This is a genomic window from Streptomyces sp. MBT65, from assembly GCF_016612545.1.
Taxonomy (GTDB): Bacteria; Actinomycetota; Actinomycetes; order Streptomycetales; family Streptomycetaceae; genus Streptomyces.
Genome location: NZ_JAENRY010000036.1, coordinates 11,920 through 28,454 on the forward strand (window position 1 = coordinate 11,920; position 16,535 = coordinate 28,454).

The following is a 16,535-nucleotide window of genomic DNA, read 5'->3' on the forward strand; positions in this document are numbered from 1 at the left end:
CTCCTGTCAACGGCTGCCGTCGGCACCCTATGGACAGAGAGGAGAACGCGACACAACCGGTGGCTGAAGACCCTGGAGATCTGCTTCTGGATCCCGGAGGACATCGACACCCCCTTCGCCTCCGGCGGTGACCACCCCTGACCGACGCACTGAGGCCCGGAACTACGGAGACCCGGCCAATCAGGAAATCGCGCGGGTCACGGACCCCGCCCAACGCCCAACGGCCTACGTGCTCTTGCCCCTGCCCCATGACGTACACAGCGGCAGAGAAGACACGAACATGATCCGATTCCTCACCGGCGGGACATCAGAGATCACCGTCGAGCGCCGTCCGTGGCCGAGGACGCCGGTACGGCGTCCCCGCCTCTCCCGACGGACACCGGCCCGCCCCCGCCCAGTGCCCGGTCCGGACCGAGGTCCCGCGGCTCATCGATTCCCCAACTCCTCTCTCCTCTCATCGCTTTGAATCGTTGTCCTTTCTATTGACCTCAGCTCGGAAGGCCAAATACGGTTCCGGCATCTGCAGTGACTGAAACGATTCATAACCCGTTCACCCGCGACAAATTGGGGCTGAACCATGCACGAAACCCACCCGCAGCGTGGCGGTGCGACGCGCCGGTCCGTCATGGCGGCCGCTCTGACGACGGGCGTCCTCGCGACACTCGGTCCGACGGCGAGCGCCGCCGCATCATCCGGAACGGTTCGCTCCACCGCAGCCGCGTCCACGGCGAGTTGGTTCGCCCGGCCGGCCAAGTCGGTCCGGCCCAGGTTCCGTTGGTGGTGGCCGGACGGGCTGGTGGACCCCGTGGAGATCGCGCGGGAAGTCGACCGGATGGCCGACGCGGGATTCGGCGGCGCCGAGATCGCGGCCGTGCACCACAGCATCACCGACACCTCCGTGCTGGACACCACCCGCCACGGGTGGGGCAGCCCGGCCTGGCGCGACGGTGTGACGGCCGCGCTGCGCCAAGCCGCCCGACGCGGACTGACCATCGACCTCACCCTCGGCCCGAGTTGGCCCGTCGCCGTGCCCGGACTGACCCCCGACGACGACGCCGCGGTGAAGGAACTCGCCTACGGCAAGGCCACGTTGACCGGCGGCGCAGCCTACGACGGTCCGGTGCCGGCCTCCGTCTACGCGCCCGCGTCGGGTGTCACACAGCAGAAGCTCGTCGCCGTGCAGGCCGCCCGCGTCAACACCGCCTACTCCAGCGGGAAGGCGACCGGACTGGACGCCGAGAGCGTCACCGACCTCACCGGCCAGGTGTCGGGAGGCCGTCTGAGCTGGACGCCGCCCGACTCGGCGACCTGGGTGATCCTCTCGTACTGGCAACGGGGTTCGGGCCAGCAACCCGAAGCAGGGCCGCACTCCTCCCCCGCCGCGTATGTCGTCGACCACTTCAGCGCGGCGGGGACCGCGGCCGTCACCCGCTACTGGGACTCCACCATCCTGGACTCCACGCTCCGTCAGCTCCTCAGATCGGCGGGCGGCACCTTCTTCGAGGACTCCGTCGAGCTGGAGACCAAAGGGCTGCAGTGGACGTCCGGCCTGCCCGCGGCCTTCCGCGAGCACACCGGACGCGACCTGCTGCCGTATCTGCCGGCCGTCGTCCTCGACAACGGCAACCAGATCTTCGCCTTCGAGGCGCGGCTCAGCCAGGAGATCCGGCACGACTTCTGGGAGACCGTCTCCGGCCTGTTCAACAAGCACCACCTCGGCGCGCTCACGTCCTGGGCGCACGGACACGGCATGAAGATGCGTTCCCAGCCGTACGGTCTCCAGACCGACGCCATCGCCTCGGCGGCCGTTCTCGACGTCCCCGAGGGCGAGTCGCTCGGCTTCAAGAACCTCGACGACTACCGCTGTCTGGCGGGCGGACGGGACATGGCCGGTCATCGCATCCTGTCCTGCGAGGCAGGCGCGTACGCGGGCGGCGCCTACAACACCACCTGGGACAAGTTCCTGCGCACCATGGGCGGCGCGTACGCGGCGGGCGTCAACCAGACCGTGATCCACGGCTTCTCCTACGCCACCGCACCGGGCGTCAGCTGGCCCGGCTTCGCCGCGTTCAGCCCGTACAGCGGCGCCCCAGGATACGGCGAGTCGTGGGGGCCGAGGCAGCCGACCTGGCACCACGTGCCCGACATCACCGCCTACCTCGGCCGCGTCCACGAGGTCCTCCAGTCGGGCACCGTCCGCGCGGACATCGCGGTCTTCCGGCAGACCGGCTACACGGCCACCGGCATCGGCGCGTCCTGGCTGACCTCGACGGGCGTCCCGCTCGGCTGGACCCACCAGTTCCTGAGCGGCCCCCTGCTCGACCTGCCCACCGCCAAGGTCTCCGGCAGACGCCTCGCACCCGACGGCCCCGCCTACAAGGCCCTGTTCCTCGAAGGCGACTTCTTCTACGGCTCCAACCCCACGTTGGCCGTCGCCGACGCCCGCAGACTCCTGAAGTTCGCGCGTGCGGGCCTGCCCACCGTGCTCCTCGGCACCTTCGACCAGGCACTCACTCCGGGCCTCCCCGACGCCGGGGAGCAGGCCGAACTGCGTTCTCTGACCGCCCAGTTGCTCGCTCTGTCGAACGTGCGTCAGATCACCGACAAGACTCTGGTCGGCGCGGCGTTCGCCGAACTCGGCGTGACCTCCGACGCCGTCTACTCCGTGCCGTCGACCCTGCTGAACGCCCACCGGGTCACCGACGACGCCGACTTCTACTACCTGTGCAACGGCAAGCACGCCGAGACCGTCAAGCCCGCCGTCGTCCTCATCGACCACGACGTCACGCTGCGCGCCACCCACCGCAAGGGGGCCGGCGCGGTGCCCTACCTGTTGGACCCCTGGAGCGGGCGGGTCACCCGGCTCGCCCAGTACACCCAGGACCGCGACGCGTTCACCTTCCGGGCGACGCTCCAGCCGGGCGAGACCCTCGTCGTGGCGCTGGGGGCCCCGGGGCTGTTCGGGGACCGCTCCGGGAGTCGTCCGCACGCGGTCGCGACCGACGCGGACACCGCGCTCTTCGCGGACGGATCACTGGCCGTACGAGCCTTCACGGCCGGTATCCGCACCACCACCCTGTCGACGGGCCGCAAGGTCACCACGGAGATCCCCGAGGTGCCGGCATCCGTCCCCCTCGACCGGTGGACCCTCTCGGTCGACGACTGGCAACCCGGTGCCACCGCGACCACCACCACGATCGTCACGCACAGCCTCGCCCTCGATGCCCTGCTGCCGTGGTCGCAGATCCCCGAACTGGCCGACGTGGGCGGCATCGGCCGCTACCGGACAACGGTCACCCTGCCGACCACCTGGACCTCCGGCATGGGGGCGTTGCTCCGCCTCGGCAACGTCAGCGACACCTGCCGGGTCAGCGTCAACGGAACACAACTCGGCCCCGTCGACCGGCTCAACCCCGTGGTGGACCTCGGCGGACATCTGCGCCACGGCGCCAACGTCATCGAGGTCGAGGTGGCCACCCCCTTGTTCAACCGGCTGCGGATCAGCAACCCCACGGTGTTCGGCACATCCGCGAGACAGGCCTACGGCCTGGTCGGACCGGTCCGACTCACGCCGTACGTGCAGCAGAAGGTGAGCTGACCGCCCTCGACCGGGCTTTCACAGAGGGGGAGATCACAAGTGCGCACGGGCGTCAGGTGTGAATCACGTACAGGGAAATTGTCCAGGCTGCCGACATACACGGTCCCGTCCGCCACCACGGGCGTCGAATACACCTCCCCACCGGTCTGCAGACGTCGGCGTTCCTCGCCCGTGGCCGCGTCCACCGCCCACTGACGCCCGTCGACACTGCCCGCGTACACCGTGCCGTCGGTGGCCGCCGACCCCCGGTACGTCTCCCCGCGGGTCCTGGGCCTCCACCTCTCCTGACCGGTATCGGCGTCCACCGCGATCAGATACCAGCCGCTGAAACCGCTGACCGCCATGCCCTCGGCCACCGCGGGATTCGCCCACACAACTCCTCCGGGGGAGAGCCGCCGGCGTTCCTCTCCCGTCGCCGCGTCCATAGCGACCAGGCCTTTGTTGTTACCCACATGTACGCTTCCGAAAGACGTTCCACACCGGTCGGCCGCTGGCCCCGTCCACCGCCCACATCCTGCCGGCGTGTGCGGCGACACGATGTGGTCCTCCGCCGTCGGTAGCCACATCGTCGACCGGCGCGATCTCCACTTCCAACCGCACGTCGCCGGTCGCGGCGCCCGACCGGGCCGTCGCCTCATCAGCGCCCGGCACCCACGCCGGGGCGGAGTATGTTTCGATGCGCGACAACACCGTGCCTCCACGCACGTCAGAAAGGTGAACGGATGGGCCTGCGCTTCGAGGAGATCGACTGGCGACCGACGCCCATCGGCGAGATCAGTCTGCGTCGGCGCCGCCACCCGGTCTCGGGGGATGACGTGTACGAGGTAAAGCTTGGCGACGAGTTCCTGATGTCCAGCCTCTTCACCACAGGCGAGATCGCGCTCACGGAACTCGCCCTGGCCATACTGCCGGACACCGAACTGGACGTAGCCGTCGGCGGACTCGGACTCGGCTACACCGCCCAGGCCGTCCTGGATGATCCACGGGTGCGGACACTGGCGGTGATCGACGCGCTCGCCGAAGTCATCGACTGGCATCAGCGGGGCTTGGTGCCCCTCGGAGCCCGGTTGACCTCGGACGCCCGCTGCCGACTGCTGCACGGAGACTTCTTCGCACTGGCCGCCGGTCCGAGCGGTCTCGACCCCACGGAGCCGGGCCGCCGCTTCCACGCCATCCTGCTGGACGTCGACCACTCGCCGCGCCATGTGCTCCACCCACGCCACGCGGCGCTCTACCAGCCCGCCGGGCTCCGCGCCCTCGCCGGTCACCTCCACCCCGGCGGGGTGTTCGCCTTGTGGTCGAACGACCCGCCCGACCCGCAGTTCACCTCCGCGCTCTCCGAGGTCTTCGCCCACACAGCGGCCCATGTCGTCGCTTTCGACAACCCGCTACAGGGCGGTACCTCGACCAACACGGTTTACCTGGCCGGCAAGGCACCGGACAGGCCCTGAAGACCGGCTGTCCGTGCAGCGGGGGAGGCGATCGACACCGAGCGGCGGGCCGGCCTGCTCGAAGCCCACGGCGACGACGGCTTCGCCATCCTCGCCGTGGTGGTCCCCGGCTGCGGAGCCTCAACGTCTCCGACCACCGTCGGGGACTCGCTCGGACATCCGGTGCAGCAGGTCGGGGGCCCGTATCTGACGCACGTCAGCTCCGGCAGCACGGGTTCAAGTTCAGTGGTCGACAGCGCACGCGCGCCGGACGGACCTGGTCTGCAGGGCCGTCCGGCGGCTGGGGCCGGGGCTGTCAGTGCGCCGCCGGGTGGTGGCCGATGGTGATGCCGCAGGCGAGTGCCGCGGTGGGGCCGGCGTAGACGGTGGCGCCGGTGGACTTCCTCCACACGTTGATGAGGAAGGTGTCCGGGTGGTCGGTGGCGGTGATGCTGACGCCGTAGCCCTTGACGCCGTTGAGGGTGCCGGAGCCCTGGTAGCGGGCGCGGGAGCCGGTGACCACCAGCCAATCGGACGACGTGGAGCGGAACTTGAGGCCCGCCGCCTTGAAGTCGAAGGCGACCCTGCCGGTGGGGGTGGTGGCGTTCCTGCCGTAGGAGAGGGAGAAGGAGAAGGCTGCCTTTCCGGTCAGCCGCGGGGACGCGGGGTAGGCGCCGGTCGGCGAGGCGAAGGTGCCGCTACCCACGGCCGAGCCGGCCATGTGGTCGTAGACGACCAGGTCGGTGAGGGTCCTGGAGGTGGCGGCCCCGTCGTCGTCGGTGACGGTGACGGTCGGGTGGTAGATGCCGGCCTTGCGGTAGGTGTGGCCCGCGCGGCAGGGCGTCGGGGCTGTGCCGTCTGCCCAGTCGACCGAGCAGGTGAGCGTGTCACTGCTGCCCGGGTCGGTGTAGTGAGTGGTGAGGGTGATCTTCGCGCCCACCGATACCGGCTTGGCGGGTCCGGTGGCGTCGCGAATCACCGGGGCCGCGTTGGTGACGGTGACGGTGAGGGTGTCGCTGCTGCGGCCGCCGGTGAGGGTGACCTCGTAGGTGCCGTTGTCGGTGCAGGTGATGGCGGGGGTGAGGGTCCTGGCGCGGACGATGGTGCACGGGGCGCCGGATGCAACACTCCACTTCGGGGTGGCGTCCGCGCCCGAGAGGGCGCCGGTGAGGGCGATGGCGCTGCCCTCCGCTCCAGTGGCGTCGGGGCCGGCATGCGCGACGGTCACCGGCCTGATGCTGGTGAGGGTGGGGACCACCGTCTTGATCAGGCCGTCGGCGTCGAACTCCAGCTTGTCGATGGTGGTTTCGCGGTGGGTGCCGTCGCCGCCCGGGATGGCGAACCGGTGGTAGGCGATGTACCAGTCGTCGGTACCGGGGACCCGGACCACCGAGTGATGGCCGGTGCCCTTGATGCCGAGCGCCAGGTCCTTGGACAGGATCACGCCGCGCTTGGTCCAGGGGCCCATCGGCGAGCTGCCGGTGGCGTACGCGACCTGGTAGTTCTCGTCACCGGTGTCGTTCTCCGACCACATGAAGTAGTAGACACCGTGCCGCTTGATGGTGAACGCGCCCTCCCGGAAACCGTCGGGAGTGATCGTGGCGACCTTGGAGGTGTCCAGGGAGATCATGTCGTCGTTCAGCGGGACGACGTACGCGCCGCCGTTGCCGAAGTAGAGGTAAGACGTCCCGTCGTCGTCGGTGAAGGCCGCCGGGTCGATCATCTGGCCGCTGAACGTGCCCGCCGCGAGGAGGGGTTTGCCGAGCGCGTCCTTGAACGGGCCGGTCGGGGAGTCCGAGACGGCGACGCCGATGTTGGCGTCGGCGCAGAAGTAGAAGTAGTACTTGCCGTTCTTCTCGGTGATCGTCGGCGCCCAGGCCCGGCTGTCGGCCCAGGAGACGTCCGGACCCAGGTCGAGGATGACGCCGTGGTCCGTCCAGTGCACCAGGTCGGTGGAGGAGTACGCCTTGAACTGGGTGCCGCTCCAGCCGGGGAACCCGTCGGTGGTCGGATAGATGTAGAAGGTGTCGCCGAAGACCACGATGTCCGGGTCGGCGTTGAGACCGGGCAGCACCGGGCTCTTCATTTCCATCGCTTGTACGGTCCAGACGCGGGTCGCGCCGTCCGAGCCGGTGACGGTGTACCTGACCGGCTTGGTGAAGTTCCGGACCGTGCCGGAGGCGGGGCTGATGGTCGCACCGTTGGCCAGGGTGAACTCCGGTGCCAGGGCGGTGAGTTCGGTACCTTCCTTGACCGGCAGTACGATCCGGCTCTGGGTGTCGGTGACGATCGCGTCGGTCTTCAGCTCGGGCAGCCTGGCACTGGCGATACCGGTGGTGTTGCCGCTCAGCTCCAGCACCTCGGCCGCGGACAGTGCGCGGTTGTAGATCCGGAAGTCGTCCACCTGGCCGGCGAAGTAGGGGTCGGCGGCGTACAGCGACTTGCCGATGTAGCCGCTGTAGCCCTTCGAGGCGTCGTAGAGGTCCGACGGCTTGATGGTCACTCCGGTGGTTTTGGCCACCTGCACGCCGTTGAGGTAGAGGACCGCGGTCCCGGTGGCGCCGTTGAGGGTGACGGTGATGTGTTTCCACTCACCGGCGGCGAGCTTCGAGCCCGCCGACAGCTTCGACTCGGCGCCCCAACTTCCGGTGGTGACAGCCGAGTAGAGACTCCCGCCGCCGTTCGACGGTGTCGCGAAGAGGTACTTGTCGCTGTTCGGGCCGAGTCCGAAGAGCCACTGGTTGACCGCCGTCGACGTCGGATCCCACTTGGCGTAGGTGGAGACGGTGACACTGTCGGTGTCCTTCAGCACGCCGTTGGGGATCTTGACGTACGGCGAGGTGGTGGAGGAGCTGGAGCCGCCGCTCATCACGAACGAACCGCCGTGCACGCCAGTTCCGAAGGCCGGGGTGTTGACGTAGGTGCCGTGGTTGCCGTGGCCGCTGGAGTCCCGGACGACGTTGCCTGACGTCTCGTCGAAGTCGTAGCGCAGGACCAGTGCCGACGGGATGTCGGTGCCGCCGTCCTTGGACACCGTGACATGGGCCTGGACGTGGAGTGTGGCGCCGTCCGGCAGGGTGCCGTTCACGGTGAACGTCCCGGCCGATCCGTATGCCGACGCCGGGACGTCGTCCCAGGTCACGGCGACGGGGCGGGTGATGCCGTCGGCGTACTCGGCGATGACGGTCGCGGGCAGCACCGGCGCGCTGCCGATGGCGGTGGAGACCGTCACATCCTCGGCGCTCTCCACCAGCTCGTCGGGCTGGTAAGCGCGCAGCACCCGGTTGTACTCGGCCTCGGTGACCGGCAGCACGGTCCCGTGGCGTGGCGACGACGGCAGCGAGTAGTCGGTGGACGGGGTCCAGACGCCCGAGTCGAGGTCGGTCGTCTCGAACGGTATGTAGCCGCGGCCCCCGAACTCGTCGAGGAAGAGATACCACTTCTCCTCGGTGTTCGACTTGAAGACCAGCGGTCCCTCGGCGGCGCTCATCGCGCCCTTGCCGATGCCCTCGGCCACGGAGGCGTAGTCGGTGTCGAGGATCGAGTCGGCCTTCTCCTCGAAGATGAACTTGCTGTTCGGGGAGGAGGAGGTGTTGTTCCGCTCGTCCTTGGAGAAGCGGTAGTACTGGCCGTCGTGCTCGATCATTGTGGAGTCGATCACCGAGTAGCCGCGGTCGATCCACACCTTGGGCTTACTGAAGGTGCGGAAGTCACGGGTGGTGGCGTACATCATGCGGTTGTAGGTGTCGCCGGTGTGCGCTTCGTTGTCGTAGATTTTCGACGCCCAGAAGACGACGTACGAGCCGAGGGACTTGTCGTAATAGGCCTCCGGGGCCCAGGTGTTGCCGGCCTCCTTCGGCGAGACCGTCACCAGTCGCTGGTCGGTCCAGTGCACCAGGTCGGTCGACTCCCACACCATGATCGCCCGGCTGCCGGTGCGTTGCGCGGCGTCCCAGTCGCCGTTGCCGTAGATCCGCAGGTCGGTGGCGATCTGGTAGAACTTGTCGCCTTCGGGAGAGCGGATGATGAACGGGTCGCGCAACCCCCTCTCGCCCAGAGTCGAGGTCAGCACCGGGTTGCCGTTGTTGATCTCCCGCCATTTCAGCGGGTCGTTGCCCTTGCTCAGGCCGAAGTGGACCTGCTCGCCGTCGGCGGTGCCCTCGCCGGTGAAGTAGCTGAAGAGGTAGCCGGACTTGGCTTCCGGCGCCGGGAGTTCGGGCACCTTGGCGGTGAACGTGCGGGTCGCGGATGCGTCATTGCGCCTGACGGTCGCGGTCAGCTCGACGGCGGCCGAACCCTCGCCCGCGGCCGGGCGGTTGACCACCCCGTCGGCGGAGACGACGGACGGGTCGGCGGACGACCACTCGACCTCGGTCGAGTAGTCGCCGTTCGCGGGCAGCGTCAGATTCCCGCGTACGTCGTCGATGTTCGGGACGGTCAGCGAGGCTGCGGCCAGGTCCACGGCGTGCTGGTCGTCGAAGTCCGCCAGCACGGTGATGTCGAAGGACTTGGTGTCGGTCACCGCGCCCTTCTTCAGCGTCGCGGTGAGCGTCGCGTGACCATCGGGCTCACCGCTCGCAGGGCGGGTGACGGCGCCGGTCGCCGACACCACGGACGGCGCGTCGCTGGACCAGCTGATCGAACTGCCGCCCGCCGTACCGGCGGTGGGCAGCGTCAGGTCCGACACGACGGCGCTGGTGCCGTCGCCGAGGCTCAGCGCGGCCTTGTCCCGCGCGACCCCGTCCGTGGCGATCGGCAGCGCCAACTGCTCGACCTCGGAGGCGTCCAGCGCCCGGTCGTAGACCCGGAAGTCCTTGATCCTCCCCTTGAAGTACTTGTCGCCGGAGTAGAGGGAGCGGCCGATGAAGTTGGCGGTAGTGGTGCCGCCGCCGATCGAACCCGGCGTGATGCTGACGGCGGTGTTGCGGGCGACCTCCACACCGTCCTCGTAGAGCACGCCGGTGCCGCCGGCCGTCTGCGTGTAGGAGAGGTGCTTCCACACGGTGCGCGGCAGGTTGTACGAGGCGGCGGGCGCGGTGGTCTGCTCGGTCGACCAGTTGCCGGAAGCGATGGAGGTACGGAAGGTGTTGCCGGTGGTGAAGAGATAGCCGTTGCCGTTGGAGCCGCTGGAGTTGCCGAATCCGTAGATGAAGTACGGACTGGCCTGCGCGGCGTCGATCTGCACGTCCAGTGACACGGTGATCGCGCTCATGCCGCTCAAGATGTTGTCCGGCACCTTCACGTAGGTGTCGGAACCGTTGAGGGTGAGGCCGTCGCCGGCGTTCCAGCCGGCGGTGCCGTTCACGGTGCCGTCCCGGCCGTGGCCCGAGGAGTCGGCAGCCAGTTGGCCGGAGGCCGCGTCGAGTTTGTACCAGAGGGCGAGGCCGTCGGTGATCTCCGAGGAGCCCGCGGTGGCTGCCGGGTTCGTGGCGTGTGCGGTGGTCGGCAGCAGCGTCATGCACATCGCGGCGAGGGCAACCGCTGCGAGTCTGGGCCGCCGGGACCCGCTCCGGGGCGCACTCCAACTTGCTCTAGACATGACAAATCGATGCGACATCGGCGGTTTTTCCTCCACGGGCAATCGGGGCAGAGAAAGGCCGACGGTGCGGCATTTCGACAATGTGATGTTGTGTTTCGAGAGTGTCAAACGGTCCGTGGTGCAGCGTCAAGAGGCGAGAGCGCATGTGCGGCCGGTCGGACGATCCAACGTGACGTGGAAGAGATTCCGGGGTCGGTAAGTGGACCTGTTGGCATGTCGCATCCGGTCCCGTCCTCCGTGGAAATCCGCAGTTCAAGGACGAGCGTGCGGAGCTGATCGGGGGGCGGGATGACCGGATCGGCGGCCCGCTGAACGGGCACGGATCGTTCTGGCGTCCGCCGACGGCAGGTCGAGCGGGAGCGTCGCGCGGCCCGTTGGCGTGGCGGTGAAGACGGTGAGAAAGCGGCGCGGGGACTCCTCGCGACGGGCGGACGGCCGGTCTCGGGGCACCGGCCACATCGGTGGGCCGAGGACCGACCTGGTCCTGAGTGAGGTGAAGCGATATCGGTTCACCCGGTGTGCGAGGCGGGCGCAGGCATGACGAGCACCTACCGCGCCGCCAGAAACCGCACCCCCGGCGTCCGGGTAGACAGCTTGTCGACTCTCTTCCGCTCTTTTCCGGAGGGTTTGGTCCTCGGCGTGGAGATTCGCCGTAACAGCCGCCAGTGCGTCGAGCTTGCCCCAAGCCTTCGCAGGGCGGCCGGTGGTCGGCCCGCCCTGCGAGGCGGTGTGCGCGAGCAGTCGTGTCAGGCGGGCGCCTCGTTGACCGAGGCTGTCACCTCCTCCACCCCGAACTGCGCCACGGGCTCGGGCGCGGTGGGTGGAGGTGCGAGCATCAGCCGTAGGCCGAGGGTGGCGCAGAGTGGGCCCAGGGCGCACATCGCGGCGGCGCTGACGAAGGCGGCACCCAGGTGGCCGGCGTCGTAGCCGAAGCCGCCGAAGTACGTGGCGAAGAGGGAGGCGAAGCCGAAGAACATGCCCGGGATGAGAGCGAACGGCTTCAGCCGGCCGGTCGCCAGCAGGGTGCCGTTGACGACGAAGATCACCACGGCCAGGGCGAGGGTCTGGGCGAACGCGCCGGTGCCGAACATCGTGCCCGTCTCGCGGTTGAGGAGCACGGCCACCACTCCGAATCCCGCCCCGGTGGTGGTGGCGGTGACCATGGCGAGCGCGTTGGAGCGGCTCGGACCGCCCTGGAGGAATGTTCCTGCCCAGGTGATGAAGATGGCCCAGGTCGGCATCCTGAGCGGGCTCATCAGCAGGAAGACGGTGGCGAAGGCGACGATCGAGGCGCTGACCTCGTGCGGGAGTCTGATGCGTCCGATGTGCATGGTTACGCCAATCCGCCGGGCTTGGCCAGCAGTTCCTTCAGCCCCGTGTCGATGAACTCGGTGTCCTTGGGGTTGCTGCCGTGGCCGGCGAAGTGGCCCCAGATGCCGGGGATCACGCGGAGTTCGGCGCCGGGGATGTGGCTGACGGCCCAGGCCTCGTCCTCCGGCGGGAAGTAGAGGTCCTTCTCGGCGGGCATGTCGAGCGTGGTCGCCCGGATCGAGCCGAGCGCCGCCTCGGTGTCCCCGTCGAAGCCGGGGGTGAGGCCGACGTCGCCGTTCTGCCAGGTCCAGAGCATGGTGAGGAGGTTGTTCGGGTCGCGGCCGTCGAGGAAGAAGCCCTCCCAGAAGCCGACCAGGAAGTCCTCCAGGGAGGTGTAGCCGAGTTTCTCGTACTCCTTCTCCCAGTAGAACGCCTGCGAGAAGCCCCAGCCGGCGTACACCCGGGCGAGCGCCCGCAGTCCGGTGGTCGGCCACTTCTCGTCGTACCAGCCGCCGTTGTAGACCACGTCGGCTGTCAGTGCGGCCTTGACTCCCTCCAGGAAGACCTTGTTGTGGAGGCTGGTGCGCGGGGAGCCGCAGAAGGGGGCGATCCGCTCGACCATCTCCGGGTGGCTGACGGCCCACTGGTAGGTCTGCCCGGCGCCCATCGACCAGCCGGTCACGAGAGCGATCTTCTCGATGCCGAACTCCTCGGTGACCAGCTTGTGCTGGGCCTCGATCTGGTCGTACACCGTGATGTGCGGGAAGCGGGCGCGGTCGTACGGCGGTGGGGTGTTGCTCGGTGAGGTGGACAGGCCGTTGCCGAGCATGTTGGGGACGATGATGAAGTAGTGCTCGGGGTCCAGGGCCATGCCGGGGCCGATGAGCCATTCGTTGTCCCAGTGGCGCCCGGAGTACCACGTGGGGTAGACGATCACGTTGGACTTGTCGGCATTGAGTTCGCCGTAGGTGGTGTAGGCGAGGGTGGCGCCGCGCAGGGTGGCGCCGTGCCGGGTGGTGAAGTCGCCCAGCTGGAAGGTGAGATGGTCGCGCATGAGTGGAACTCGCTTTCCTGGAGGGGGGTTACGAGGTGACGGCGCACTGGCCGCGGTCGGCTTTGCGCGGGCCTTCGGCGGTCGGCCGGATGTCGAAGTCGAAGATCGCGGTGGGGAGGTAGAGGGTGCTGCACGCGTTCGGGATGTCGACGACGCCGCTGATCCGGCCCTCGATCGGGGCCGAGCCGAGCAGGAGGTAGGCCTGTTCGCCGCTGTAACCGAAGGTGGTGAGGTAGTCGACGGCGTTGAGGCAGGCGTTGCGGTAGGCCATCGTCGCGTCGAGGTAGTGGTTGGTGTCCGTGTCGTGGTCGACGGAGATGCCGACGAACGAGATGAACTCGGTGTACTGCGGTGCGACGTTGCCGGGCATGAAGATCGGGTTGGTGGTGACCCCGTACTTCTCCATGCCGCCCTTGATGAGGTCGACGTGCAGGTCGATGTAGCCGCCCATCTCGATGGCGCCGCAGAAGGTGATCTCACCGTCGCCCTGGCTGAAGTGCAGGTCGCCGCCGGAGAGCAGGGCACCGGGGACGAGGACGGGGTAGAAGACCCGGGAACCGCGGGTGAAGTTCTTGATGTCGTGGTTGCCACCGTTCTCGCGGGCCGGGACCGTGCGGGCACCCTCGGCGGCGATACGGGAAGCGGCCTCGCCGCTCGCTGTCCCGGCCAGCGCGTTCTCGGCCAGCGGCGGCAGGGCGAGCGCCGGCACTCGGTGCGGGTCGGTGTCGATGAGGGCCTGCTCGCGGGCGTTCCAGCGGGCCAGCAGTTCGGCGGAGGGCGCGGTGCCGAAAAGCCCGGGGTGGGTGATTCCGGTGTAGCGGACGCCGGGGATGTGGCGTGAGGTGGCCTGCTGGCCGTGGAAGTCCCAGACCGCCTTGTACGAGTCGGGGAAGCGGTCGGTGAGGAAGCCGCCGCCGTTGTCCTTGGCGAAGACGCCGGTGTAGCCCCAGCCCTGCCCGGAGCCCTCGCCCTGCGACTGCGGTACGGGGCCCAGGTCAAGGATGTCGACGACGAGCAGGTCGCCGGGCTCAGCGCCCTCCACCGCGATGGGCCCGCTGAGCATGTGGGCGTGGCTGAGGTCGACGTCGCGTACGTCGTTGGCCGAGTCGTTGTTGCCGATCTGGTTGTCGGTCCAGTCCCGGCACTCGATGCGGAACTCCGAGCCCGGCTTCACGGTGACGGCGGGCGGGACGTCGGGGTGCCAGCGGTTGTGGCCGGGGACCTTCTGGTCGCGCATGGACATGGCCTGGTCGACGCTGAAGACGACTTCGGGCATAGGACTGCCTCCAAGGGCAGGTGGCTGGGGGTTCGGGCAACAGGCTTCAGGGCTTGGGCAGTTGGGCTTGCCGGGGGTCGGAGGCCGTGGTCGGGCGGCGGCGAGCCGGCGGGATCTCGGTGACGACGCGCGGTTCGTGGGCGCTGGCCTCCTGGGACTGGAGGGCTCGTGCCAGAGGGGCGGAGGTGCAGGGGAGCATCGGGGCGCTGAAGACACGGCGGCCGTGGAGGCCGCACGTCGCGCACTGTTCTTCGGGAAGGGCACGGCCCATCGGACGGGTCACGTCGAAGGGACCGCAGCCCGGGCAGCGGTACTGGTATGTCGCCATGGACAACTCACCTCCAAAAGCTTCGAGAAAAAACTATTTCCAACCGAAGCAATTGGGCAAGAGTTCACCGTGTTACGTGCGTGTAAAAGGATGCCCGCGCCGCGGTCCCGCCTACGGCAGCTGCTGGAGCACGTCCCACTGCAGCCCGTCGGCCGCGGCAAGGAACACCCGCTGGCGCAGGTGGCGGTCGCGGATCTGGACGGTGCCGCGCGGAGTCTCGTACTCAAGGCCCTCGGCGGTCTCCTGGATCCTGTCCATGTCCGTGCCGCCCGCCCGGCGCAGCAACTCGGTGAGCATGCGCACGCCCTCGTAGCAGGACTCACCGAGACTGTTGAGCACCGGCGCGTTGGGGCCGAACCGGCGTCCGTACGCGGCGGCGAAGTCGAGGCCGGACGCGGTGGGCAGGTCCTCGAAGTAGCCGGCCGAGGTCATCAGCCCCCGGGTGTTCTCCGGCCCGGTCGCCAGCAGGACGTTCTCCTCGATCAGCGAACTGAACCGAATGTGGTCACGGTCGAGTCCGGCGGCGGTGAACGCACGGTTGAAGAGCACCGCGTCGTCGCCGATCAGCAGCATGAGGACCGCCTCGCAGCCGCTGGCCGCCACCCGGGCCAGAACCGGACCGAAGTCCCTGGTGCCCAACGGCACATACATCTCGTCACAGACCTCGCCGCCCAGCTCCCGCAGGTAGCGGTGAGCGGCGCGGGCGGAGGAGCGGGGCCAGACGTAGTCGTCGCCGACGATCGTCCAGCGGCGGATACCGAGTTCACCGGCGAACCACTGCAGCGAGGGCCGCAGTTGACGCCCCGGGGTCTCACCGGTCAGGAACACTCCGGGCGACCGCTCTCCCCCCTCGTAGAGGGCGGTGTAGACGTACGGCACACGGCCGTCGATGCGCGGGGCGACGACCTCACGGACGGCGGAGATGTGCCAGCCGGCCACCGCGTCGACGACACCGCCGGAGACCAGCGCGTCGATCTCGGTCGCCACCCGCTCGGGCGGCGCCCCGCCGTCGACGAGCACCAGCCGCAACTCCCTGCCCAGCACGCCCGAACGGGCGTTGACCTCCTCGGCCGCGAGCTGGGCGCAGCACTCGCAGGAGGGCCCGAAGATTCCGGCGGGCCCCTGGAGCGGTATCACCAGGGCGACGTCCAACGCGTCCCGGGTCCGGCCTGCCGGGGAGCCCAGCCGGACAGACGCCTTCTCGATCATAGAGCTCACACTAGCGATTGGTTGCTTCGAGAATATTTCACAGCGATAAGGAAACGACTGTATCGTGGAACCATTCCACGTGGACCTTCCCTGCGGCGCACAGCGTGCACGACCGCTGGCGCCGCAGACCACCCCCACACCACGACGACACTGGGCAGGGCGATGACCACGACCCCGGCGGCCGTATCCGAACTCGACTTGGCACGAGCACTCACGCTCGTGGAGCGGAGCGTCGTCCAACGGCTCGGCGAGGCGCTGAAGGCGGAGGGCGCGACGCTCGAGGAGTGGCGCGTGCTGTCGTTCCTCGCCGACGACACCGGCCACGCCATGGCCGAAGTCGCCGAGTTCGCCCTGCTGACGGCACCGACCCTGACCAAGGTCGTCGACCGCATGGTGTCCCTCGGCCTCGTCCTGCGCCGGGTGGACGACACCGACCGGCGGCGCGTCCTCGTCTTCGCCTCGGAGCGGGGAAACGAGGCGCTCCCCCGCTGGACCGCTGCGGTCGAACGCGAAAAGGACCACATAGTGACCGCCCTTGGGCCCGAGGAGACGGCCCTGCTGCGGACACTGCTCCAGCGCGCATGGAGACGACTGGGCTGACGTGCCCGCCCGGGGCGCCGAGGCCGGCTGCCGCCCGAGCCCGCCGAGATGACAGCCCCGCCCTCGCAGGCCGGCTGCGTCGTGCGGTGCGGATGATCGCCGAGGTCCGGCCGGAGTACGACACCGAGTGGGCCGCGATGAAAGCGGTCGCCAAGAAGCTGGGCATCCTTCCCGGGACGGGAGCGTACGC

10 protein-coding genes are annotated in these 16,535 nt (G+C 68.8%); 3 read left to right on the forward strand and 7 right to left on the reverse strand.

The genetic code is table 11. From position 1 onward, the window contains the following. Positions 1 to 577: 577 nt before the first annotated feature. Positions 578 to 3,598, forward strand: coding sequence for a glycosyl hydrolase (locus JHN63_RS10940; RefSeq protein ID WP_200679188.1), 3,021 nt, complete (start codon positions 578 to 580; stop codon positions 3,596 to 3,598). Here the strand turns inward: JHN63_RS10940 and JHN63_RS54610 are convergent. Continuing rightward, entirely contained in the window at positions 3,541 to 4,236 is a 696-nt protein-coding gene (locus JHN63_RS54610; RefSeq protein ID WP_374222909.1) for a PQQ-binding-like beta-propeller repeat protein, read from the reverse strand. The two genes, JHN63_RS10940 and JHN63_RS54610, sit on opposite strands and share 58 nt — an antisense overlap. An 84-nt stretch (positions 4,237 to 4,320) precedes the next feature. On the opposite strand from JHN63_RS54610, the gene JHN63_RS10950 reads away from it, so the two are divergent. After that, a complete protein-coding gene (locus tag JHN63_RS10950) occupies positions 4,321 to 5,049 on the forward strand; it encodes a spermidine synthase (protein ID WP_200679190.1) in 729 nt (242 codons plus the stop codon). Between the two features lie 295 nt (positions 5,050 to 5,344). On the opposite strand, the gene JHN63_RS10955 is transcribed toward JHN63_RS10950, so the two are convergent. From JHN63_RS10955 to JHN63_RS10980, 6 genes are all read right to left on the reverse strand, one after another. Further along, positions 5,345 to 10,492 (reverse strand): family 43 glycosylhydrolase, encoded by a 5,148-nt coding sequence (locus JHN63_RS10955; protein WP_234476433.1) that lies wholly within the window; start codon positions 10,490 to 10,492, stop codon positions 5,345 to 5,347. Positions 10,493 to 11,313: 821 nt separating this feature from the next. Beyond that, positions 11,314 to 11,898 carry a DUF1097 domain-containing protein gene (locus JHN63_RS10960; protein WP_200679193.1) on the reverse strand — a complete coding sequence of 195 codons (585 nt, stop codon included), beginning with the start codon at positions 11,896 to 11,898 and terminating at the stop codon, positions 11,314 to 11,316. Between the two features lie 2 nt (positions 11,899 to 11,900). Next, positions 11,901 to 12,932, reverse strand: coding sequence for an alpha/beta fold hydrolase (locus JHN63_RS10965; RefSeq protein WP_200679195.1), 1,032 nt, complete (start codon positions 12,930 to 12,932; stop codon positions 11,901 to 11,903). A 28-nt stretch (positions 12,933 to 12,960) separates the two neighbouring features. Next, positions 12,961 to 14,208 carry a formamidase gene (gene fmdA, locus JHN63_RS10970; protein ID WP_200679197.1) on the reverse strand — a complete coding sequence of 416 codons (1,248 nt, stop codon included), beginning with the start codon at positions 14,206 to 14,208 and terminating at the stop codon, positions 12,961 to 12,963. Positions 14,209 to 14,254: 46 nt separating this feature from the next. After that, on the reverse strand, positions 14,255 to 14,536 hold the full coding sequence (locus tag JHN63_RS10975) for an FmdB family zinc ribbon protein (protein ID WP_200679199.1): 282 nt from the start codon (positions 14,534 to 14,536) through the stop codon (positions 14,255 to 14,257). Between the two features lie 111 nt (positions 14,537 to 14,647). Further along, positions 14,648 to 15,745, reverse strand: a complete 1,098-nt coding sequence (locus JHN63_RS10980; RefSeq protein ID WP_200679219.1) for a substrate-binding domain-containing protein — start codon at positions 15,743 to 15,745, stop codon at positions 14,648 to 14,650. A gap of 162 nt (positions 15,746 to 15,907) precedes the next feature. On the opposite strand from JHN63_RS10980, the gene JHN63_RS10985 reads away from it, so the two are divergent. After that, positions 15,908 to 16,345 (forward strand): MarR family winged helix-turn-helix transcriptional regulator, encoded by a 438-nt coding sequence (locus JHN63_RS10985; RefSeq protein WP_200679221.1) that lies wholly within the window; start codon positions 15,908 to 15,910, stop codon positions 16,343 to 16,345. The last annotated feature ends 190 nt before the right edge of the window (positions 16,346 to 16,535 follow it).

What these genes read in the sequence shown, in the direction of transcription:
- JHN63_RS10940 (WP_200679188.1), top strand. Translation starts at nt 578, where the DNA reads ATGCACGAAACCCACCCGCAGCGTGGCGGTGCGACGCGCCGGTCCGTC.
- JHN63_RS54610 (WP_374222909.1), bottom strand. Translation starts at nt 4,236, where the DNA reads ATGAGGCGACGGCCCGGTCGGGCGCCGCGACCGGCGACGTGCGGTTGG.
- JHN63_RS10950 (WP_200679190.1), top strand. Translation starts at nt 4,321, where the DNA reads ATGGGCCTGCGCTTCGAGGAGATCGACTGGCGACCGACGCCCATCGGC.
- JHN63_RS10955 (WP_234476433.1), bottom strand. Translation starts at nt 10,492, where the DNA reads ATGTGCATGACGCTGCTGCCGACCACCGCACACGCCACGAACCCGGCA.
- JHN63_RS10960 (WP_200679193.1), bottom strand. Translation starts at nt 11,898, where the DNA reads ATGCACATCGGACGCATCAGACTCCCGCACGAGGTCAGCGCCTCGATC.
- JHN63_RS10965 (WP_200679195.1), bottom strand. Translation starts at nt 12,932, where the DNA reads ATGCGCGACCATCTCACCTTCCAGCTGGGCGACTTCACCACCCGGCAC.
- fmdA (WP_200679197.1), bottom strand. Translation starts at nt 14,208, where the DNA reads ATGCCCGAAGTCGTCTTCAGCGTCGACCAGGCCATGTCCATGCGCGAC.
- JHN63_RS10975 (WP_200679199.1), bottom strand. Translation starts at nt 14,536, where the DNA reads ATGGCGACATACCAGTACCGCTGCCCGGGCTGCGGTCCCTTCGACGTG.
- JHN63_RS10980 (WP_200679219.1), bottom strand. Translation starts at nt 15,745, where the DNA reads ATGATCGAGAAGGCGTCTGTCCGGCTGGGCTCCCCGGCAGGCCGGACC.
- JHN63_RS10985 (WP_200679221.1), top strand. Translation starts at nt 15,908, where the DNA reads ATGACCACGACCCCGGCGGCCGTATCCGAACTCGACTTGGCACGAGCA.